This is a genomic window from Frigoribacterium sp. 2355 (genome assembly GCF_054060695.1).
In genome coordinates this window covers 269095-288468 of the sequence record NZ_JBSSDL010000002.1, presented here as the reverse complement: position 1 = coordinate 288468, position 19374 = coordinate 269095, and the positions used below count along the sequence as shown (strand labels likewise).

General features: G+C 73.6%; 19 protein-coding genes, 1 pseudogene and 1 riboswitch. Of the genes and pseudogenes, 11 read left to right on the top strand and 9 right to left on the bottom strand.

Going from position 1 to position 19374, the window contains the following annotated elements:
• The first annotated feature begins 52 nt into the window (after positions 1-52).
• On the top strand, positions 53-496 hold the full coding sequence (locus ACVJ1F_RS04195; protein ID WP_192124541.1) for a GNAT family N-acetyltransferase: 444 nt from the start codon (positions 53-55) through the stop codon (positions 494-496).
• A 42-nt stretch (positions 497-538) separates the two neighbouring features.
• On the opposite strand, the gene ACVJ1F_RS04190 is transcribed toward ACVJ1F_RS04195, so the two are convergent.
• Positions 539-1009: an Lrp/AsnC family transcriptional regulator gene (locus ACVJ1F_RS04190; RefSeq protein ID WP_056046623.1), complete on the bottom strand. Its 471-nt coding sequence runs from the start codon at positions 1007-1009 to the stop codon at positions 539-541.
• Between the two features lie 170 nt (positions 1010-1179).
• Between ACVJ1F_RS04190 and ald the strand changes: the two genes are divergently transcribed.
• From ald to ACVJ1F_RS04175, 3 genes are all read left to right on the top strand, one after another.
• Positions 1180-2289, top strand: a complete 1110-nt coding sequence (ald, locus tag ACVJ1F_RS04185) for an alanine dehydrogenase (protein WP_123570549.1) — start codon at positions 1180-1182, stop codon at positions 2287-2289.
• Positions 2290-2422: 133 nt separating this feature from the next.
• Complete coding sequence (locus ACVJ1F_RS04180; protein WP_056046627.1) at positions 2423-2986, top strand: TetR family transcriptional regulator; 564 nt, start codon at positions 2423-2425, stop codon at positions 2984-2986.
• 44 nt (positions 2987-3030) lie between these two features.
• The gene (locus tag ACVJ1F_RS04175; protein ID WP_123570551.1) at positions 3031-3828 is read left to right on the top strand and encodes a dienelactone hydrolase family protein; all 798 of its coding nucleotides are present in this window, start codon (positions 3031-3033) and stop codon (positions 3826-3828) included.
• Positions 3829-3930: 102 nt separating this feature from the next.
• Here ACVJ1F_RS04175 and ribH read toward each other — a convergent pair whose 3' ends face one another.
• From ribH to ACVJ1F_RS04145, 6 genes and pseudogenes are all read right to left on the bottom strand, one after another.
• Positions 3931-4431 carry a 6,7-dimethyl-8-ribityllumazine synthase gene (gene ribH / locus ACVJ1F_RS04170; protein ID WP_456884865.1) on the bottom strand — a complete coding sequence of 167 codons (501 nt, stop codon included), beginning with the start codon at positions 4429-4431 and terminating at the stop codon, positions 3931-3933.
• Positions 4432-4496: 65 nt separating this feature from the next.
• Positions 4497-5102: pseudogene (gene ribB, locus ACVJ1F_RS04165) on the bottom strand (3,4-dihydroxy-2-butanone-4-phosphate synthase); the annotation flags it as partial.
• 50 nt (positions 5103-5152) lie between these two features.
• Positions 5153-5842 carry a riboflavin synthase gene (locus ACVJ1F_RS04160; protein ID WP_456884863.1) on the bottom strand — a complete coding sequence of 230 codons (690 nt, stop codon included), beginning with the start codon at positions 5840-5842 and terminating at the stop codon, positions 5153-5155.
• 179 nt (positions 5843-6021) lie between these two features.
• Positions 6022-6158, bottom strand: a riboswitch (FMN riboswitch).
• A gap of 111 nt (positions 6159-6269) precedes the next feature.
• Entirely contained in the window at positions 6270-6962 is a 693-nt protein-coding gene (locus ACVJ1F_RS04155; RefSeq protein ID WP_456884862.1) for a pentapeptide repeat-containing protein, read from the bottom strand.
• A 70-nt stretch (positions 6963-7032) separates the two neighbouring features.
• On the bottom strand, positions 7033-8457 hold the full coding sequence (locus ACVJ1F_RS04150) for an L-serine ammonia-lyase (protein WP_456884861.1): 1425 nt from the start codon (positions 8455-8457) through the stop codon (positions 7033-7035).
• Positions 8458-8554: 97 nt separating this feature from the next.
• The gene (locus tag ACVJ1F_RS04145) at positions 8555-9070 is read right to left on the bottom strand and encodes a MarR family winged helix-turn-helix transcriptional regulator (RefSeq protein WP_456884860.1); all 516 of its coding nucleotides are present in this window, start codon (positions 9068-9070) and stop codon (positions 8555-8557) included.
• Positions 9071-9158: 88 nt separating this feature from the next.
• Between ACVJ1F_RS04145 and ACVJ1F_RS04140 the strand changes: the two genes are divergently transcribed.
• On the top strand, positions 9159-11354 hold the full coding sequence (locus ACVJ1F_RS04140; protein ID WP_456884859.1) for an MMPL family transporter: 2196 nt from the start codon (positions 9159-9161) through the stop codon (positions 11352-11354).
• On the opposite strand, the gene ACVJ1F_RS04135 is transcribed toward ACVJ1F_RS04140, so the two are convergent.
• Positions 11279-11875 (bottom strand): thermonuclease family protein, encoded by a 597-nt coding sequence (locus ACVJ1F_RS04135; protein ID WP_456884857.1) that lies wholly within the window; start codon positions 11873-11875, stop codon positions 11279-11281. The genes ACVJ1F_RS04140 and ACVJ1F_RS04135 overlap by 76 nt on opposite strands.
• On the bottom strand, positions 11872-13230 hold the full coding sequence (locus ACVJ1F_RS04130; protein ID WP_456884856.1) for an MFS transporter: 1359 nt from the start codon (positions 13228-13230) through the stop codon (positions 11872-11874). Before ACVJ1F_RS04130 ends, ACVJ1F_RS04135 begins: the two co-directional genes overlap by 4 nt.
• A 521-nt stretch (positions 13231-13751) precedes the next feature.
• Here ACVJ1F_RS04130 and ACVJ1F_RS04125 point away from each other — a divergent pair.
• The 6 genes from ACVJ1F_RS04125 to ACVJ1F_RS04100 all read left to right on the top strand — a co-directional run bounded on the left by ACVJ1F_RS04125 (position 13752) and on the right by ACVJ1F_RS04100 (position 19337).
• On the top strand, positions 13752-15770 hold the full coding sequence (locus ACVJ1F_RS04125; protein ID WP_456884855.1) for a hypothetical protein: 2019 nt from the start codon (positions 13752-13754) through the stop codon (positions 15768-15770).
• Positions 15771-15910: 140 nt separating this feature from the next.
• Positions 15911-16897 carry an aldo/keto reductase gene (locus tag ACVJ1F_RS04120; RefSeq protein ID WP_456884854.1) on the top strand — a complete coding sequence of 329 codons (987 nt, stop codon included), beginning with the start codon at positions 15911-15913 and terminating at the stop codon, positions 16895-16897.
• Between the two features lie 192 nt (positions 16898-17089).
• Positions 17090-17368, top strand: coding sequence for an acylphosphatase (locus ACVJ1F_RS04115; RefSeq protein WP_402751967.1), 279 nt, complete (start codon positions 17090-17092; stop codon positions 17366-17368).
• A 265-nt stretch (positions 17369-17633) separates the two neighbouring features.
• The gene (locus tag ACVJ1F_RS04110; RefSeq protein WP_056046652.1) at positions 17634-18152 is read left to right on the top strand and encodes a methylated-DNA--[protein]-cysteine S-methyltransferase; all 519 of its coding nucleotides are present in this window, start codon (positions 17634-17636) and stop codon (positions 18150-18152) included.
• Position 18153: 1 nt separating this feature from the next.
• Complete coding sequence (locus ACVJ1F_RS04105; protein ID WP_456884853.1) at positions 18154-18714, top strand: RNA polymerase sigma factor; 561 nt, start codon at positions 18154-18156, stop codon at positions 18712-18714.
• A complete protein-coding gene (locus ACVJ1F_RS04100; RefSeq protein ID WP_456884852.1) occupies positions 18711-19337 on the top strand; it encodes a methylated-DNA--[protein]-cysteine S-methyltransferase in 627 nt (208 codons plus the stop codon). The genes ACVJ1F_RS04105 and ACVJ1F_RS04100 overlap by 4 nt, the downstream gene beginning before the upstream one ends.
• Positions 19338-19374: the final 37 nt, after the last annotated feature.

The window sequence follows — 19374 nt, the reverse complement described above, 5'->3', positions numbered from 1 at the left end:
CCCGCCCGAAGGCGGCATCCGGTCACGCGCGCGAGGCCGATAGCGTGGCCGTGTGACCCCCACCCAGCACTCGTCGTCCGTCGCCGAGATCGACCCCGTCGTCCTCTACGAGATCCTCCGCCTCCGGGTCGACGTCTTCGTCGTCGAACAGGAGTGCCCCTACCCCGAGCTCGACGGGCGCGACCTCGAGCCGACCGCGCGCCTCCTCTGGTTCGCCGACGACGACGCCCGGGTCCTGGCGACGCTCCGGGTGCTGCACGACGGCGACGACCGTCGCATCGGCCGGGTGGCGACGGCGTCGTCGGCTCGCGGTCGCGGGCTCGCGGCCGACCTCATGCGGTCGGCCGTCGACGAGTGCGACGGTCGACTGGTCCGGCTCGACGCCCAGGCCCACCTCTCGGGCTGGTACGCCCGGTTCGGCTTCGTGGTCGACGGCGACGAGTTCCTCGAGGACGGCATCCCCCACCTGCCGATGACGCTCGCCGCCACGCGCTGACGCCGGCCCCTGGCTCGGCACGGCACGGCACCGGCTGGTCGGTCAGACGGTCGGGCCGGGGTGGTGGTGCTCGAAGACCAGGCTGGTCCGGGTCGAGGCGACGGCCGGGTGCGCCGAGAGGTGGTCGAGGACGAACTCGCGGACGTCGTTCGTGTCGCGGACGGCCAGGTGGATGATGAAGTCCTCGGACCCGCCCAGGAAGAACAGCTGCACCACCTGCGGCAGGGCCCGGATCTCGGCCGAGAACGCGGCGATCCGCTGCCGGGCCGACGCGAGGATCGTCACGCTGATCAGCGCCTGCAGGTCGAGTCCGAGCGCCGACAGGTCGACGTCGGCTCCGAAGCCGGCGACGACCCCGCGCTCGACGAGGGACCGGAGGCGCGCGAGACAGGTCGACGGAGCGATCCCGACCTGCGCGGCCAACGTGGCGTTGGGGGTGCGACTGTTCGCGAGCAGCAGGCGCACGAGCTGCCGGTCGATCTCGTCGAGCCGAACGTCCTTCGTCGCAGCCATGCCTCGTCCCGTCCCTCACCGTCGATCGTGCGGCCAGACAGGGCCTGCACAGAATCTCGTGCGGAGAGCTTGGCACGCATCGGCACGAAACAGCACACTGACCTCAGTTCGGCGAACAGAGGCGTGCACCGGCCGCCCGTCGTCGAGGCCACTCCCCGAGAGGACGATCCATGCGCGTCGGCATCCCCACCGAGATCAAGAACAACGAGAACCGTGTCGCCGCGACCCCGGCCGGAGTCCACGAGTTCTCCCGCCGTGGACACGACGTCATCGTGCAGGCCGGCGCCGGACGGGGGTCGGGGTTCACGGACGCCGAGTTCGTCGCCGCTGGTGCGACGGTGGTGGACGACGCGGCCGACGTCTGGGGCGAGGCCGATCTGCTGATGAAGGTCAAGGAGCCGATCGCGGCCGAGTACCCGCTCATGCGGGCGGACCAGACCCTCTTCACCTACCTGCACCTCGCGGCCTCACCCGAGTGCACCGAGGCCGTCCTCGCGTCCGGCACGACCGCGATCGCCTACGAGACGGTCCAGCGGGACGATCGCAGCCTGCCGCTGCTCTCGCCCATGAGCGAGGTCGCCGGCCGCCTCTCCACGATGGTCGGCGCCTACCACCTCATGAAGCCGATCGGGGGCACGGGCGTGCTGCTCGGCGGCGTCCCCGGCACCCCGAAGGCGAAGGTGGTGGTGATCGGCGGCGGCGTCGCCGGTGAACACGCCGCGGCGAACGCCCTCGGCCTCGGCGCCGACGTGACCGTCATCGACGTGTCGCTTCCGCGCCTCCGCGCCCTCGAGGTGCAGTTCGGCGGCAGGGTGCAGACCCGCGCCTCGACGGCCTACGAGATCGGCGCCCAGGTCGCGGCCGCCGACCTGGTGATCGGTTCGGTGCTGATCCCCGGCGCACAGGCCCCCAAGCTCGTCACCGACGAGATGGTGGCGTCGATGCGTCCCGGGTCGGTGCTCGTCGACATCGCCATCGACCAGGGCGGCTGCTTCGAGGGCTCGCGCGCGACCACGCACGACGACCCGACCTTCGCCGTCCACGACAGCGTCTACTACTGCGTCGCCAACATGCCCGGCGCGGTCCCCCAGACCTCGACCCGGGCCCTGACCAACGCGACCATGCCCTACGCACTCGCCCTCGCCGACCGGGGGTGGCGTGACGCCATCGCGGCGGATGCGTCGTTGGCCCGCGGCGTCAACGCCGTCGCGGGGCAGATCACCAACGCGGGCGTCGCGGCGGCGGCCGGCGTCGACCTGGTGGACGCCCGCGCGCTCTGACCCGTCCGACGACGCGACGGTCCACCTCCGCGACGGCGCCCTCCCGGACGCGGGGCGAACCGGTCCGTCCGGTAAGCGAAGACCTCTCTCCGAACCAGGTGGTCCGGAGAGGTGCAGCCCCTATGCTCTGGGCATGGCACGACGACCCACCCCTCCGCGGGAGCGGCTGCTCGAGGCGGCGCGGACGGAGTTCGCGGCCCGCGGCCTCGCCGGAGCCCGCGTCGACACGATCGCGCGCGACGCCGAGGCGAGCAAAGAACGGCTCTACGCCCACTTCTCGACCAAGCGCGACCTGTTCGACGCCGCCCTCGGTGAGAGCATCGGCCGCTGGGTCGCGGTCGTCCCCTTCGACGCCCACGACCTGCCGGGCTGGGCCAGCGCGCTCTACGACCACCTGGCCTCGAACCCCGACGACGCGCGCCTCCTGCTCTGGGGCCAGATCGAGGGCGTCGCGTTGCCGAGCCCCGGCGTGCTCGACCACGGTCAGCTCGAGGCGCGCCGTGACTCGGTGCGTGCGGCCCAGGACGCGGGTGACATCTCGTCCGGCTGGGACGCCGACGAGTTGCTGACCATGGTCTTCGGCGTCGTGCTGGCCTGGTTCGTCACGCCCGAGGCCACCAACCTGCACACCGGCCCGCAGCAGCGTCGGTGCGACGTCGTCCGCCAGGCCGTCGCCCGCATCGTCGACCCCGGCTGAACCGCCCCAGGCACCGTCCGACCCGCCGGGAGTAGCGTCCCCGTGTGACCACGACCGAACCCACTCCCGCCCTCTCGCCCGACCTGCAGCGCGTCCTCGACAGCGTGCCCGACCCGGGCGGCGTCACGACGTCGGACGAGGTCTACGCGGCGACCGACGTCGATCTCGAGGGGTTCCTCGCGACGCCGGCCGGCGCCTCCTCGTCCGGGCTCGTGCCCGGCGTGCTCGTGCTGCACGACTGGTTCGGCGTCGTCGACCACGTCAAGGTGCGCGCGCAGATGCTCGCGCGGCTCGGCTACGTGGCGCTGGCCGGCGACGTCTACGGGCAGGGGGTCCGCCCGTCGCCCGAGGAGGCCGCCGGCGAGGCGGGCAAGTACTACGGCGACGTAGCGCTGTTCCGGTCGCGCCTGCTCGCGAACCTCGAGCGCCTGCGCGCCGAGCCGGGCGTCGACCCGTCGCGGATCGCGGTGATGGGCTACTGCTTCGGCGGCTCGGGTGCCCTCGAGCTGGCCCGCGCGGGTGCCGACGTCGCCGGCGTCGTGTCGTTCCACGGAGGGCTCGGGACGGGGATGCCCGCCGAGAAGGGCGCCGTGACGGCCCCGCTGCTCGTGATGACGGGTGCCGCCGACCCGGTGGTGCCCGACGAGGCGGTGGTCGGCTTCGAGGACGAGATGCGCGCCGCCGAGGCACCAGACTGGCAGGTGCTGAGCTACAGCGGCGTCATGCACGCCTTCGCCGTCCCCGGCACGGACGCACCCGATCACGGGGCCCAGTACGACGCCCGCGCGGATCGTCGCTCGTGGCAGCAGCTCGAGACGTTCCTGTCCGAGGTCTTCGCCTAGGCCCGACGGGCCCGACCGGCCCGAGGGGCCCGACGGGCAGGACGCCAGACCGTCAGGAGGCGCGGTGCCGGGACGCTCGTCGCCCCGGCACCGCCTCCGTCGTCAGAAGCCGGCCACGCGGGCCGTGCCGGCCCGGGCAAGGTCGCGCAGCTGGACGGCCGTCGCGACGGCGGCGTGGGCGGCCTCGGCACCTTTGTCCTCCTTCGAGCCGGGGAGGCCTGCCCGGTCGAGGCCCTGCTGCTCGTCGTCGAGGGTGAGCACGCCGAACCCGACGGGCTTGCCCGTGTCGAGCGTCACCCGCAGCAGGCCCGAGGTCGCGGCGTCGGACACGTACTCGAAGTGCGGCGTGCCGCCGCGGATGATGACACCGAGGGCCACGACCGCGTCGGCCCCGGCCTCGAGCGCGGCCTTCGCGACGACGGGCAGTTCGAAGCTGCCGGGCACGCGCACGACCGTGGCCGTGGCGCCGAGGCGCTCGGCCGTCGACAGCGCGCCGGCCAGCAGGCCGTCGGTGATCGTCTCGTGCCAGGTGCCGGCGACGATCGTGACACGGATTCCCGTGCCGTCGACGTCGAGTTCGGTGGGGGCGCCTTCTCCGCTCATGCGCGGTCTCCTTCGGTCGTGCGGGTGGTGGTGGTATCGGTGGCCCGGGAGTCGGACGCGAGGGATGGCGCGTCGAGGTCGCGGTCGCCCAGCCAGGAGACGAGATCGGCGATCGTCACGACCGGCACGCCCTCGCGGGCCCCGAAGTCGAGCAGGGCCCGCAGTCGCATCATCTCGCCGTCGTCGCCCACGATCTCGCTGATGACGGCCACGGGTCGCAGCCCCGCGGCCTTCATCAGGTCGACCGAGGCCTCGGTGTGGCCGTCGCGCTCACGCACTCCGCCGTCACGGGCGCGCAGCGGCAGGACGTGCCCGGGGCGGTGCAGGTCGTCGCGAACGCTGGTCGGCGACGCGAGCGTGCGGAGGGTCGTCGCCCGGTCGGAGGCGCTGATCCCCGTGGTCACGCCGGCCGCCGCGTCGACGCTGACCGTGTAGGCCGTGCCCCGGGCGTCCTCGTTGTGGGCGACCATGGGCGGCAGGTCGAGTCGGTCGGCGATCTCGTTCGTCATCGGTGCGCAGACGAAACCGGAGGACACCCGGACCGTCCAGGCGATCCACTCGGCCGAGGCCAACTCGGCCGACAGGACGACGTCGCCCTCGTTCTCGCGGGACTCGTCGTCGACCACCACGACCGGGCGACCACGGCGCAGGTGCTCGAGGGCGAGCTCGATCGGGGCGAGGCGCGAGTCGACCCGCCCCTCCTCCCGGGGCGTCGACACGGTCACGGGCGCCCCGTCACGGCGGCGTCCCGCGGGTCCGCCGCGTCGGCCGGGTCGGCCGCACCGCGCGGGCCGTCGGCGTCGAGCGCGTCCAGTCGCAGCATGCGGCGCACGTGACGGGCGAGCACGTCGGTCTCGACGTTGACGCGGTCGCCGACGGCCTTGCCGCCCAGGGTCGTCACGGCGAGCGTCTCGGGGATGAGGCTGACCTCGAACCAGCCCGGCAGCTCGCCGGGTTCGCTGATCGCGCTCACCGTGAGGCTGACGCCGTCGAGCGTCACCGACCCCTTGTCGACGAGCAGGGGCGCGAGGTCGTCGGCGAGGTCGAACCGGACCCGACGCCAGGCCTCGCCCTCTTCGATCTCGACGACCGTGGCCGTGCCGTCGACGTGGCCCTGGACGATGTGACCGCCCAGGCGGTCGCCGACGCGGGCGGCTCGTTCGAGGTTGACGGGCGTCCCGGGGCCGAACGTCCCCACGGTGCTCATGGCCAGTGTCTGCCGCATGACGTCGGCCGTGAAGGTGTCCCCCTGCTGCTCGACCACCGTCAGGCAGACGCCGCTGACCGAGATGGAGTCACCGTGCGCGGCATCGGTCAGCACGGCGGGGCCACGGACCGTCAGGCGGACGCTGTCCCCCTGGTCGGCGACGCGCTCGACGCGTCCGAGTTCTTCGACGAGGCCGGTGAACATCAGCGCACCACCGGGCCCGTCGGGTCGGTGGGTCGGTGCGTGCGTGCATCGGGCCCGGGCGTGGTCGCCTGCGTCGTCATGTCGTCCTCCGGTCTGCCTGGCTGTGTGCCGAGGGCTCTCCGGGGGTGCGCGACGCGAGGGTCGGCATCGGCCCGGGGGTCCGCTGACGGACGACCGGGCCCGCGCCACCTCTCATCCGGACTATGACCGTCGGTACCGGGGTTCCACCGGTTCAACCGGCCGCCACCTCTCGGGGACGACGCGGGTCGCGGACTGTGACCGCCGGCTCAGATTTTCACTGACCCCGGAGCGCGTTGCTCTGTCGGCGACGATAGCACCGCAGCCTCGTGCGGCCCCGACGTGTTCGGCCAGGGCGTAGCCGGGCGTCGCACGGGTGGCCCGGGCTCAGCCGACGACGAACACGGGCTCAGTCGACGACGAGCCCGAGGTGAGCCGCCATCGTCGGGGCGAAGGTCGCCAGCTGCAGGTCGTCGATGGTGGCGCCACGAAGCCCTTCGAAACCGTCGATGCGGGAGAAGTCGCTGGTGCGCAGATCGGTGTGCGACAAGGAGGCGCGGGTCACGTCGAGCGTGCCGATGCGGCAGTCGACCAGCGCGACCCGCAGGGCCTGCACACCCCCGAGGTCGAGTTCGCCGATCGTGCAGCCCTCGATCACGACGTCGGTGAGGCGCGCCCCGCGCAGGTTGAGGAAGTCGATCTTGCCGCCGACCAGGTGCACCGACCGCAGTTCGGCGTCGAACAGCTCTGCCGACCCCCACCGAGGCCGCTCGACGCGGACGTCACGCCAGGTGCTGCGCGAGGCGGCGAGCTCGGGGGCGAACGAGTCGGCCAGCACCGACTCGACCAGGCGGGCGCCCCGCAGTCGGGCCGATCCGAGCCGCGGCGACTCGAAGACGCACTCGGTGAACTCGGACCCCTCGAGGTCGCGACCGGTCAGGTCGGCGTCGACGTACCGTTCGAGCTCACGGCTGTCGCGCGGACCCAGCAGGTCGGTGCCGAGATCGACGAGCCCCCGGGGGTCGACGGGGTCGAGCCGCGGGGCGTCGGTGCCCCCCGGGGTCGCGGGGCGGGACGGCGTGGGGCGGCGCGACGGGGTCATGCGACGAGGCTAGCGGCGGGGTGCGACACGACCCGAGGAACGTCCGGGCGGGCCTCCGACGCGGACGTTCTCAGCACTCGATGACGTTGACCGCGAGCCCGGCGCGGCTGGTCTCCTTGTAGCTGTCCTTCATGTCGCGGCCGGTCTGGCGCATCGTCTCGATGACGGTGTCGAGGCTGACGACGTGGCTGCCGTCGCCGAGCAGGGCCATGCGGGTGGCGGCGACCGCCGTGCCCGCCGCGATCGCGTTGCGCTCGATGCAGGGCACCTGCACGAAGCCGCCCACGGGGTCGCAGGTGAGGCCGAGGTGGTGCTCCATGGCGATCTCGGCCGCGTTCTCGACCTGGCGGGGCGTCCCGCCGAGAAGGGCGGTCAGGGCGCCGGCGGCCATCGACGCGGCCGAGCCGACCTCGCCCTGACAGCCGGCCTCGGCCCCCGAGATCGACGCGTTGCGCTTGTAGAGCGACCCGATCGCCGCCGCCGTCAGCAGGAAGGTGCGGGACAGCTCGTGATCGGTCGCGCCGTGGAACCTCATGGCGTAGTAGGCGACCGCCGGGATGATGCCGGCCGCGCCGTTGGTCGGGGCGGTGACGACGCGCCCGCCTCCCGCGTTCTCTTCGTTGACGGCCATCGCGTAGGCCTGCAGCCACTGGGCCGGCAGGTCGGAGGCCAACAGCGAGGAGGCGCGGCCCTGGTCGATCGCCGAGCCGCCGAGGGCGAAGGCGGTCGCCCTCTCGTCCTGCTGGCGCAGCATGGTCGCGAACTGCCGGGCGCGCCGGGGCACCTTCATCCAGCCGGGCAGGACGCCCGTGGCCTCGAGACCCGCGTCGACGCAGGCCCGCATGGCCGCCCAGCGCGAGTCGAGCCCCGCCGCGGCATCGGCCTCGCCGTGCAGCGCGACCTCGTTGCGCCAGGCGAGGTCGGCGATCGACGCGCCTTCGGAGTCGCAGAGGCGCAGCAGGTCGTCCGCGTCGGTGAAGGCGAACGGCGCCTCGGCGGTGGGCACGGCCCGCTCGTCGTCACCGTCGCGCACGACGAAGCCCCCGCCGACCGAGAAGTAGACCTCGCGGGCGAGGCTCTCGCCGTGAGCGTCGAAGGCCTCGACGCTCATCGCGTTGGGGTGCCGGGGCATGCGCGTCAGCGGCGCCATGCGCAGGTCGTTGGGGGCGAAGGCGATCTGGTGCCGGCCGAGCAGCCGCAGGCCGCCGCCCTGCTCGACCGCCTGCTGCATGCCCGAGACGACCTCGGGGTCACAGGTCTCGGGTTGCATGCCCGCGAGGCCGGCGAGGACGGCCGACGGCGTGCCGTGGCCGAGGCCGGTGGCGGCGAGCGAGCCGTAGAGCACGGCCTCGACCCGCACGACGTCGGTCAGCCGGCCGTCGACGTCGAGACCGAGCAGGAACTCGCGGGCGGCCCTCATGGGGCCGACGGTGTGCGAACTCGAGGGACCGATGCCGATCGAGAAGAGATCGAGGGCCGAGACGTGGTCGGTCACGGAGAACCTGCCTTCCGGGGTCACCACGACGTTACCCGCTCCCGCCGACGCCCAGGAGGTCGGGGCAGTTCGCCACCCCGAGGAGGCGCGGGTCGCCTCAGGCGGGTCGCCCCACCTCGCGGGCCCGCTCCGCCATCGCGCCCGACATGCCCTCGAGGAACCGTCGGACGGTCTCGAGCTCGGCCTCGTCGAACTCGGCCATGACCCGGTCGCTCATCACGCCGAGCGGCCCGAAGAACGCGCCCGCGACCTCGCGGGCGCGATCCGAGTAGCGGACGAGCACCCGGCGCCGATCGGCGTCGTCGCGGCTGCGGTGCACGTGCCCGACCTTCTCGAGGCGGTCGATGACTCCGGTCGCCGCCCCCGACGTGACGCCCAGGAGCTCGCCGAGACCGCCGGCGGTGACGGGGTCGCCGTCACGCTCGGCCTGCATGACGTGCAGCAGCGCCTCGAGGTCGATGTGGCCGAGACCGTGTCGCGAGGCGAAGGCCTGGGCGACCTTCTGGGACTCGGTGGTCAGCCGTTGCATGTGGGTGACGATCTCGTCGGCCTGCGGCGAGCGCGACGGACGGGTCGTCGGGGCCTTGGGGCCCGGGTCTCTCGGGGTGGGCATGGAACCTCCTGCGTGACGAGTCTGGTCGATGCTCCTGTGATCTGCAATACTCTTAGCTCCTAAGACATTCAGCGACTGAAGGATAACCATGCGCACCCTCGCCCGCATCGTCAGCGGCCACCGCACCGCCTGGGCCGTGCTCGCCGCGACGGCCGTCGCCGTCGCCCTGCTCTTCACGGTCCTGCCGCAGAGCGAGGGCGACGCGGCCCCGCCGTCGGGCGTCCCCGACACGAGCCAGTCGGCCGAGGTGGCCGAGTTGCTGACGACCTTCCCGAGTGCCGAGACGACGGTGGGCATCCTGGTCTTCAGCCACGACGGCGACCGGCTCGACGCCGCCGACCTGACCGCCGTCGACGAGCGGGCCGCCGCCCTCGCCGAACTCGCCACGACCCCGCAGGCCGTCCGGCCGCAGATCAGCGACGACGGCACCGCGGCGATCGTGGCCGTCCCGCTCGACGCCACGACGGTCGACGCCGACGTCGCGGGCACGGCGACGAGCCTGCGGGACGCGGCCTCGGCCGACCTGCCCGCCGGGCTGGACGCCCTGCTCACCGGGCCGATCGGGTTCCAGGACGACATCGCGAACGCCTTCGCCGGGGCCGACTTCCGGCTCCTGCTGGTCACGGTGGTCGTCGTGGCCGTGTTGCTGATCGTCACCTACCGCAGCCCGGTGCTGTGGATCGTGCCGCTGGCCGTCGTCGGTGCCGCGGACGCCCTGGCCGGCCGGGTCGCGGCCGCCGCCGCCGAACCCCTGGGCATCCCGCTCGACGCCTCGATCTCGGGCATCCTCTCGGTGCTCGTCTTCGGCGCGGGCACCAACTACGCCCTGCTGCTCGTCGCGCGCTACCGCGAAGAACTGCTGCTCGAGCCCGACCGCCACCGCGCGATGCGCACGGCCGTGACGAGTGCCGGGCCCGCCATCGCGGCCAGCGGCGGCACGGTCGCCCTGAGCCTCCTCACGCTGCTCCTCGCGTCGCTCACGGGCAACCGGGCCCTCGGCCTCGCCTGTGCGATCGGCGTCGGCGTCGCGATCGTGTTCGCCCTCGTCGCCCTGCCGGCGGCCCTGGTGGTCTGCGGTCGCGGGCTGTTCTGGCCCTTCGTGCCCCGCGCCTCCTCGTCCGGGCGCGACAGCGTGTCCGACGGGGCCGACGCGGCGCGGACGGCCGACGCCACCGCAGGAGGCGCGGCGCACCACGCGGCACCGCGACGCGGCTTCTGGGACCGTCTCGGGCGCGGCGTCCGACGCCGTCCGGCCGTCGTGGCCGTGGCGTCCGTCGCGGGCATCGGCGTCCTCTGCCTCGGCCTGAGCGGCTACGCCGTCGGCCTCTCGCAGACCGACCAGCTGCTCGGCGACCCCGATTCGGTCACCGCGCAACAGGTGATCGACGACTCGTTCTCGGCGGGGCTGACCAGCCGCACCACCGTGATCGTCCCCTCGACGGTCGCCGACGAGGCCACCGCGCTCGCGTCCGGCACGGACGGCGTCGACACGGCCACGACCGGTGAGACCGAGGGCGGACTGACGCGCGTCGACCTGCAGCTGTCCGCCGAACCCGAGAGCGACGCCGCGTTCGCCACCGTCGAGCGTCTGCGTGCCGGGTACGCCGACGCCGGCGGCGGCCTCGCCGACGCGCTCGTCGGGGGCAGCGACGCCACCGCCTACGACACGAAGGTGGCGGCGCAGGCCGACATCGACCTGATCGCGCCGATCATCCTGGCCATCGTGTTCGCCGTCCTGGCCCTGTTGCTGCGCTCGCTCGTGGCCCCTGTCCTGCTCATCGCCTCGGTGCTCGCCACGTTCTTCGCGAGCCTCGGGGCCTCGACCTGGCTGTTCCAGAACGTGCTGGGGTTCCCCGCCCTCGACACGGCGGTGACGCTGTACGCGTTCCTGTTCCTCGTCGCCCTCGGGGTGGACTACAACATCTTCCTCACCACCCGGGCCCGCGAGGAGGGTCTCGTGCACGGCACCCGCGAGGGCATGGTGCGGGCCCTGGCCTCGACCGGCGCCGTCATCACGAGTGCGGGCATCCTGCTGGCGGCCGTGTTCGCCGTCCTCGGCGTGCTGCCGGTCGTCGCCCTGACCCAGGTCGGCGTGATCGTCTGCCTCGGCGTGCTGCTCGACACCCTGGTCGTGCGCACCGTGCTGGTGCCCGCGCTCGTGTTCCTCACCGGTGACGCGTTCTGGTGGCCGAGCCGGCGTCCGTCGGTTCAGCCGCAGGCGCCCCAGAGCCCGACCCGCGACGCCTCGGCCGACGCCTCGGCCGCGACGAACCGGTCGCGGTAGCGGTACGCGTCGTCGTAGGTGTCCTCGCGCCCGTAGCCCTCGGCGACGAGCCGCTCGTTGAGCATCGTGCCGTCCGGCGACCAGACGTAGCGCAGCAGCCGGTCGTAGCGGTCGGCGTCACCCTGCGAGGCGTCGTCCTCGAGCCAGACCGTGGCCCCCTCGGGCAGGGCGGCCGTCGTGAAGGCGCTCGCCTCGGGTCCGAAGCAGTCGACCGGCGCGTCGGGCTTCACGGTCTCGGGGGTGTCGACGCCGATCAGGCGGATGCGCTCGCGCTCCCCCGCCACGAGGACGACGACGGTGTCCCCGTCGACGACCCGGTCGACCACGGCCTCGACCGCCGCGGCCGGGACGCTCGTGGGCACGGGGACCGCACCCGCGCCTCCCGGGTCGCCACCCGCCGACCCGTCGCCGAGGAGGCGCGGGAAGGCCACGAGGACGGCCCCCGCCACGAGCACCACGAGGACTCCGAGCAGCCGGCGCGGCGTGAGGCGACGACGCGACGGACGGCGACGCGCGCTCACTCGGCGAGCCGCGTGCCGCGGAGCTCGGGCAGCCTCGTGGCGGCGACGGCCCCCACGACGAAGACCGCGCCGAAGACGACGAACAGGGTGGGCGGCCCCCCGAGGGCGATCAGCGGGGGCACCGACAGCGGCGCGGCGATCGAGGCGATGCGCCCGACGCCCGCGGCCCACCCCGCGCCCGTGCCCCGCAGCGGGGTCGGGTAGAGCTCGGGCGTCACGGCGTAGAGCGCCCCCCACGCGCCGAGGTTGAAGAACGACAGGGCCATGCCCGCGACGAGGATCTGCGCGACGCTGCCGCTGACCGCCCCGAAGCCGAAGAAGACGGCCGCGACGGCCGACCCGAGCAGGAAGGTCGCGAGCGCCCCCCGGCGCCCCCACTTCTCGATCAACCAGGCCGAGGCCGCGTAGCCCGGCAGCTGCGCCAGGGTGATGATCAGCACGTACCCGAACGAGCGCACGAGCGGGAACCCGGCCGCGACGAGCAACGACGGCAGCCAGACGAAGGCGCCGTAGTACGAGAAGTTGGTCATGAACCAGACCACCCAGATCGCGACCGTGCGGCGAGCCATGCCGGCACCGAAGAGCCGGCCGACGGAGGCGCGGGCCGGCTTCTCGACGACCCGCGCCTCCTCGGTGACCACGGTCGGGGCGGCGACGCCGGCCGCCTGCTCGAAGCCGCGGACGGTGCGCTCGGCCTCGTCGTGACGCCCCTTCGACTCGAGGAAGCGCACCGACTCGGGCATCCTGAGGCGGACGAACACGGCGTAGAGCGCGGGAGCGGCACCGATCAGCAGGGCCCAGCGCCAGCCGTCGTCGCTCGTCGGGATCACGAGGTAGCCGACGAGGGCGGCCCCGATCGATCCGACGGCCCAGAACGCCTCGAGCAGGACGACCACCCGGCCCCGGATGCGCCGGGGTGAGAACTCGCTGACGAGGGTCGACGCGACCGGCAGTTCGGAGCCCAGGCCGAGTCCGACGACGAAGCGCAGGACGAGCAGCACGCCGACCGACCAGGACAGGGCCGAGAGCCCGGTGGCGAGGCCGTAGAGCAACAGGGTCAGGGCGAAGACGGTCTTGCGGCCCAGGCGGTCGGCCAGCGAACCGCCGACGGCCGCACCGATGGCCATGCCCGCGAACCCGGCCGACGCGACCCAGGCCAGTTGTCCGGCCTGGTCGCTCCACACGGTCATCAGTTGGGCGATGACGAACGAGAGCAGGCCGACGTCGAGCGCGTCCAGGGCCCATCCGATGCCCGAGCCGGCCAACAGGCGACGGTGCTTCGAGGTGAACGGCAGCTCGTCGAGGCGCTCGCTGCGCGTCGGGGCGACCGGGGTCGAGGTGGGGACGGGGGTCATCGGGGCCTGTCGTCTCAGGGTGTCGTCGGGTCGGGCGGGTGGTCGGACACGGACTCCTCGCGTGAGGCGGACCGGGCCACTGGGCAGTGTAGGAGCCGTGAAGATGGCCGCGGCTACAGACACCGGGGCCGCGGCACCGTAGCCTCGGGCGGACCGGATCATCTCGGTCCGCGACGGAGGCACCACCATGGCAGAGAAATCAGCGAAAAAAGGCACCGCGAAGGTTGCCGTGCGCTCCTTGAAGGAGAAGCGCGCCGACAAGAAGGCCAAGGGCGCGACGGGTGGCCACTCGGAGGACATCGTCTCCAACGCCAAGAAGCGCTGACGCACGACGTCCCCGAAGGGGCGCCGACCTCCGCACCGGGTGACCGGTCGCGAGGCGGCGCCCCTTCGTCGTCCCCGGCACGCGGCGACGCCCGCGACGAGGCCTCGGGCCTCCACGGGTGTGACACGAGATCCACACCTGACATAACCTCGACCTCGTGGCCCGCGATCAGGGGTGGGCCCGGAGGGACGACGACATGATCGACAGGCGCATCAGGGCATGGGCGGCGACGGGGGTGACGGTCGTCGTGGCCGGCGCGCTGGCCCTCGGGGGCGCGACCAGTGCCTCCGCCGCCGGACCGGGAGCGGTCGGCTGGGCCGACTTCACCGTCGACGGGACGGCTCGTGCCTACACGGGCACGATGACGCTCCCCGGGGACTTCCCGCAGGCGACGGTCACGTCGACCTCGCGCCAGGCGACGATCCCCAGCGGATCGAGCACGTGGCAGGGCACGGGCACGCCGGTCGGCGCCGAGTACGACTCGAGCCGCGGCCGCCCCTACCTCAACCTCCGTCCCGCCCAGGATTCGCCGACCGCGGCCGCCGCGTCGGTCACGACGTACACCTTCGACCGGGCCACCCCCGCGAGCGACTGGTCGTTCGTGCTGGGCGACGTCGACGCCGACCAGGTCACCGTGTCGGCCACCGGCGCCGACGGTGTGGCCGTGCCCGTCGACGCCCTCGGCTTCGGGAGCACGTACAACTACTGCCGCACCGCGGCCGGCGGCCCGTCGCCGTCGTGCGACGCCGCGGGACTGCGCGACGTGCCGACCTGGAACGCCGCCACGGGCGTGCTGACCGGCAACGCCGCCGCGGCCGACACCGAGGGCGCCGCCGCCTGGTTCAGCCCGACCGTGCCGCTCTCGACGCTGACCTTCACGTACCAGCAGCGTTCCGGGTTCCCCGTCTACCAGACGTGGTTCGTGACCAAGACCTTCACCGCGAGCGGGGCGGTGACCAACGACGGCGCGGCCTACCCCGGAGCGATCGTGACGGTCGTCGACCCGGCGACCGGTGAGGTCGTCGGGACCACCACGACGGTCGGCCCCGACGGCACCTGGTCGGTCCCCGGCCTCGTCTCGGGCACGCCCTACGAGGTCGACGTCACGACACCGGAGGACGCGGCAGATCTGCCCGCCGTGCCCTTCACGATCGCAGGCGACGACTCCCCCGGACTCGACTTCGCCTTCGTCGGCGCCGTGCCCCCGGTGGCCACCGCACCCCTGACCGTGACGGTCGAAGAGGCCGACGGCACGCCCGTCCCCGATCGCCCGGTGAGCATCGTCGTGCCCGGCCAGATCGACCCGGTCGCCTCCGGGACGACCGGCGCCGACGGCTCGGTCACCTTCGAAGGGCTCGACCCGGCGGCCGAGTACAACGTGGTCGACGAGGTCACGGGCATCGCCCGGGGGCCGGTCTCGACCGATTCCGGCGCGTCGATCACGCTCGACCCGACCGTCGAGATCACGACGAGCATCGTGAACCCCGACGGCTCGGCCCCTGCGACGGGTTCGACCGTCGACATCGTGCCGGTCGGCGAGACCGCGCCGGTGGCGAGCGTCGAGACCGGCGCGGGCGGCTCGTTCACGGCGGACGGCCTCACCCCTGGCGAACAGTACGAGGTGGTCCTGAACGAGGACGTCGACTCGGCCGTCACGATCACCGCACCCGCGACGAGCGGGACGATCCCGCCCGTGCAGATCGCGGCCCCTGCGACCGTGTCGGTCGAGGGCACCGTCGTGAACTCCGACGGCACGCCCGCCGCCGACCTCGAGCTGTCGCTGATCGAGGCGGACGCCACCGACCCCGAGCCCGTCGCCACCCCGACCACCGACGCCGCGGGCGTCTACCGGGCCGACGACCTCGTCCCCGGCACGACCTACGACGTCGTGGCCGACGGCGAGACCCTCGGGTCGTTCACGGCACCGACCGCCGACGGGACCGTCCCGACCATCACCCTCGCCGCGCCTCCCGTGGTGACCCCGGTGCCCGACCCCGAGCCGACCCCCGACCCGACCGTCACGCCGGCTCCCGTCGTGCCGGCAGCCGGAGGCCAGGGCACGGGCGGCACGGGCACCGGCGGCACGGGCCGGCCGCTCGCCTACACGGGTGGCGACCCGGGCCTGCCGCTCGGCCTCGGCGCCGCGGCGCTGGCCCTTGGTCTCGCGCTCGTCGCCGGCTCGGCCGCCGTCCGACGCCGGTCGGAGCGCCGCTAACAGCGGTGACGGCGGGCTCCCGAGCCCGGCAGGCCGAGGAGGCGCGGTGTCCGTCCGACGGGCACCGCGCCTCCTGCGGTCCGTCGGCCCGTGGGCCGGGCATGTGCCCGCACCGGGTGCGAGGGAGTTGGCTCGGGACCATGCAGAACACCACACTCGGCCAGGTCGACGGCGGACTCGACGTCGGACGCCTCGGCCTCGGCCTCATGGGCATGTCCGCCTTCTACACCGGCAACAGCACCGACGACGACGAGTCGGTGCGCGTCATCCACCGCGCGCTCGACGTGGGCGTCACCCTGCTCGACACCGCCGACATGTACGGCCCGCACACGAACGAGCAGCTGCTCGGCCGCGCCCTCAAGGGCCGCCGCGACCAGGCCGTCGTCGCGACGAAGTTCGGCAACGTGACCGACCCCGAGGCCCGCGCCGAACGCACGGTCGACGGTCGCCCCGAGTACGTCCGCCGGTCGGTCGACGGCTCGCTGAAGCGCCTCGGCATCGACCACATCGACCTCTACTACCAGCACCGCGTCGACCCGCTCGTGCCCATCGAGGAGACCGTGGGCGCCATGGGCGAGCTCGTCACGGCCGGCAAGGTGAGGTTCCTCGGGCTGTCCGAGGCGGCGCCCGAGACCATCCGCCGTGCCCACGCGACGCACCCGATCACCGCCCTGCAGACCGAGTGGTCGCTGTGGAGCCGTGAGCCCGAGGCCGAGATCCTGCCGACCGTCCGCGAGCTCGGCATCGGCTTCGTGCCCTACTCGCCGCTCGGTCGGGGGTTCCTCACGGGCACCATCCGCTCGGTGGACGAGCTCGCCGAGGACGACTTCCGCCGGTTCGCTCCCCGCTTCTCGGGCGACAACCTGCAGGCCAACGTCCGCATCGTGCAGCAGGTCGACGAGGTCGCCCGGGCCGTCGGCGCCACACCGGGTCAGGTCGCGCTCGCCTGGCTGCTCGCCCAGGGTGAGGGCATCGTGCCGATCCCGGGCACGAAGCGCCGCGCCTACCTCGACGAGAACGTCGCGGCCGACGACGTGGTGCTCGACGCCGAGCAGGTGCACCAGCTCGACGACGTGGCCGCGCCGAAGGGCGCCCGCTACGCCGACATGTCGACGGTCGACAAGTAGCGAGGCGACCGGCGTCGGCTCGGCCGTCGGCCTGCGTGAGCCGTCGCTCCGCCAACCCGCCACCCCGCCACTCCGCCACGAAATGAACATCCCGCCATCTTTTCTCGTGGCGGGATGTTCATTTCGTGGCGGGGTGAGACGTCCGGGCGCGGAACGAGGGCGAGCCCGAGGAGGCGCGGGTACGGTCGAGCGATGGACGACGTGATCAGACGCCGGGCCCTCGTGCACGGTTCGGTGCAGGGCGTGGGTTTCCGTTTCTCGACCGAGGGCGAGGCGGACCGACTGGACGTCGGCGGCTTCGTCCGCAACCTGCCCGACGGGACCGTCGAGGTCGAGGTCGAGGGACGGCCCGACCGGGTGGCGCTGCTGCTCGAGTGGCTGGACGAGGGACCTCGAGGGGCCCGGGTCGATCGGGTCGAGGTGAGCGAGATCACCCCCGTGGGCGAGAGCGACTTCAGCACGCGCCACTAGCCCGAGCGACGATCAGAACGGGGCCCGGCGGCCGGAGACGAGAGACCCGGCCCGGACGCTCGCACACACCCGACAGTGTGGAGTGCCCGGACCGGGCGTTCAAGGGTACCTGCTCGACGGCCCGGCCCGATCACCCGGACCGGTTCGGTCGGACCGTCCGGCCCGGTCGACCCGGGGCGTCCGATCTCGTCGACCGGCGACCTCACATCCGGTGCCGCTGCCGCGTCTACGGGGTGGATACCATCGCCGAGAGCCAGGAGGCACCGTGAGCGTCCACACCAGCGTCGACACCCCCGTCGGCCCGTTGACCGTCGTCGGGGGCGAGACGGGCCTCGTCGGCCTCTACTTCGACGAGCACCGCCACCTGCCCGATCCGACCGGCTTCGGCCCGGTCTCGCGGGACGGCGTCGGCCTGAGCGACTTCGCCGAGGTCGGGCGCCAGCTCGGCGAGTACTTCGGCGGCGAGCGGCGCTCCTTCGACCTCCCGCTGGCACCGCGCGGCAACGACTTCCAGGTGCGGGTGTGGACGCTCCTCCGCGACATCCCCTTCGGCGAGACCCGCAGCTACGGTCAGCTCGCGACCGCACTCGGCGGCGTCGGCCTGGCCCGCGCGGTCGGCGCCGCCAACGGGCTCAACCCGTTGAGCATCGTCGTGCCGTGCCACCGCGTGGTCGGCTCGGGCGGGGCCCTGGTCGGCTACGCCGGCGGGCTCGACCGCAAACGGTTCCTGCTCGGGCTGGAGGCCGACCAGCCGTCGGGCCCCGACTCCGGTCGGCTGTTCTGACGTGGAACCCTTCGAGCGCGTGGTCGCCCGGCACGGTCGCACGGTCTGGCGCGTCTGCCGGGCCGTGCTCGACGAGCACGACACCGACGACGCCTGGAGCGAGACGTTCGTGGCGGCCCTCGTCGCGTATCCGTCGCTGCCCTCGTCGACGAACCTCGAGGCGTGGCTGGTGACCATCGCGCACCGCAAGGCGATCGACGTGCTGCGGGCACGCGAGCGTCGCCCCCGGCCGGTCGAGACGGTGCCCGAACCGCCGCCCGCGCCTCCTCACGACGAGACCGTCGCGCGCGCGGACGAGCTCGACGGGGCGCTGCGCACCCTGCCGCCGGGCCAGCGGCGTGCCGTGGTCTACCACCACCTCGTCGGGCTCTCGCACCGCGAGGTCGCCGAGCTGACCGGCATCAGCGCGGACGCGGCCCGGCGTGCGTCCGCCGACGGGATCGCGGCGCTGCGGCGGCTGCTGGCCGTCCCCGCGACGCCTCGTGCGACCGGCGCCTCCGACCGGGTCGCCGGCCGCGCCTCCGTCCCGTCCGCCTCCCCCGAGCCGAAGGGCACCCGATGACCGCCTCCCCCATCGACGCGTCGACCGACCCCGGCGACCTGCTGACCGGCCTCGACCCGACCGACGAGCGACTCGCCGCGCTGCACGCCCGCTTCGCCGAGGCCGCCCTCGACGCCGGGGCGGTCGACGTGGCGTACCGCACCCTCGACTCCCCCGTCGGCCTCCTGCTCGTCTGCGCCACCGACGTGGGCGTGCTGCGGGTGGCCTTCGAGATCGAGGGACACGACACGGTGCTCGACCGCCTCGCCACGACGGTCAGCCCGCGCATCGTCGAGGCGCCGTCACGGCTCGACACCGTGGCACGCGAGCTCGACGAGTACTTCCGCGGCGAGCGCCGCGCGTTCGACCTGCCGCTCGACCGGCGCCTGTCGACGGGGTTCCAGCGGACGGTGCTCGAGCACCTGCCCGACATCGGCTACGGGTCGACGGCGAGCTACGCCGCGGTGGCGCTGGCCTCGGGCAGTCCTCGCGCGGTGCGGGCCGTCGGTACGGCCTGCGCCACCAACCCCCTGCCGCTCGTCGTCCCCTGCCACCGGGTGGTGCGGAGCGACGGGACCTCGGGCAACTACCGTGGGGGCATGGCGGCCAAGCAGATCCTGATCGACCTCGAGGCGGGGGCGTGAGCGACGCGGTGACCTCCGGTGTGACGGCGGCCGGCCC

Coding starts and splice junctions, on each gene's coding strand:
- ACVJ1F_RS04160 (WP_456884863.1), bottom strand. CDS start 5,842: ATGTTCACCGGCCTCGTCGAAGAACTCGGACGCGTCGAGCGCGTCGCC.
- ACVJ1F_RS04140 (WP_456884859.1), top strand. CDS start 9,159: ATGCGCACCCTCGCCCGCATCGTCAGCGGCCACCGCACCGCCTGGGCC.
- ribH (WP_456884865.1), bottom strand. CDS start 4,431: ATGAGCGGAGAAGGCGCCCCCACCGAACTCGACGTCGACGGCACGGGA.
- ACVJ1F_RS04190 (WP_056046623.1), bottom strand. CDS start 1,009: ATGGCTGCGACGAAGGACGTTCGGCTCGACGAGATCGACCGGCAGCTC.
- ACVJ1F_RS04145 (WP_456884860.1), bottom strand. CDS start 9,070: ATGCCCACCCCGAGAGACCCGGGCCCCAAGGCCCCGACGACCCGTCCG.
- ACVJ1F_RS04125 (WP_456884855.1), top strand. CDS start 13,752: ATGATCGACAGGCGCATCAGGGCATGGGCGGCGACGGGGGTGACGGTC.
- ACVJ1F_RS04115 (WP_402751967.1), top strand. CDS start 17,090: ATGGACGACGTGATCAGACGCCGGGCCCTCGTGCACGGTTCGGTGCAG.
- ACVJ1F_RS04130 (WP_456884856.1), bottom strand. CDS start 13,230: ATGACCCCCGTCCCCACCTCGACCCCGGTCGCCCCGACGCGCAGCGAG.
- ACVJ1F_RS04120 (WP_456884854.1), top strand. CDS start 15,911: ATGCAGAACACCACACTCGGCCAGGTCGACGGCGGACTCGACGTCGGA.
- ACVJ1F_RS04180 (WP_056046627.1), top strand. CDS start 2,423: ATGGCACGACGACCCACCCCTCCGCGGGAGCGGCTGCTCGAGGCGGCG.
- ACVJ1F_RS04155 (WP_456884862.1), bottom strand. CDS start 6,962: ATGACCCCGTCGCGCCGCCCCACGCCGTCCCGCCCCGCGACCCCGGGG.
- ACVJ1F_RS04100 (WP_456884852.1), top strand. CDS start 18,711: ATGACCGCCTCCCCCATCGACGCGTCGACCGACCCCGGCGACCTGCTG.
- ald (WP_123570549.1), top strand. CDS start 1,180: ATGCGCGTCGGCATCCCCACCGAGATCAAGAACAACGAGAACCGTGTC.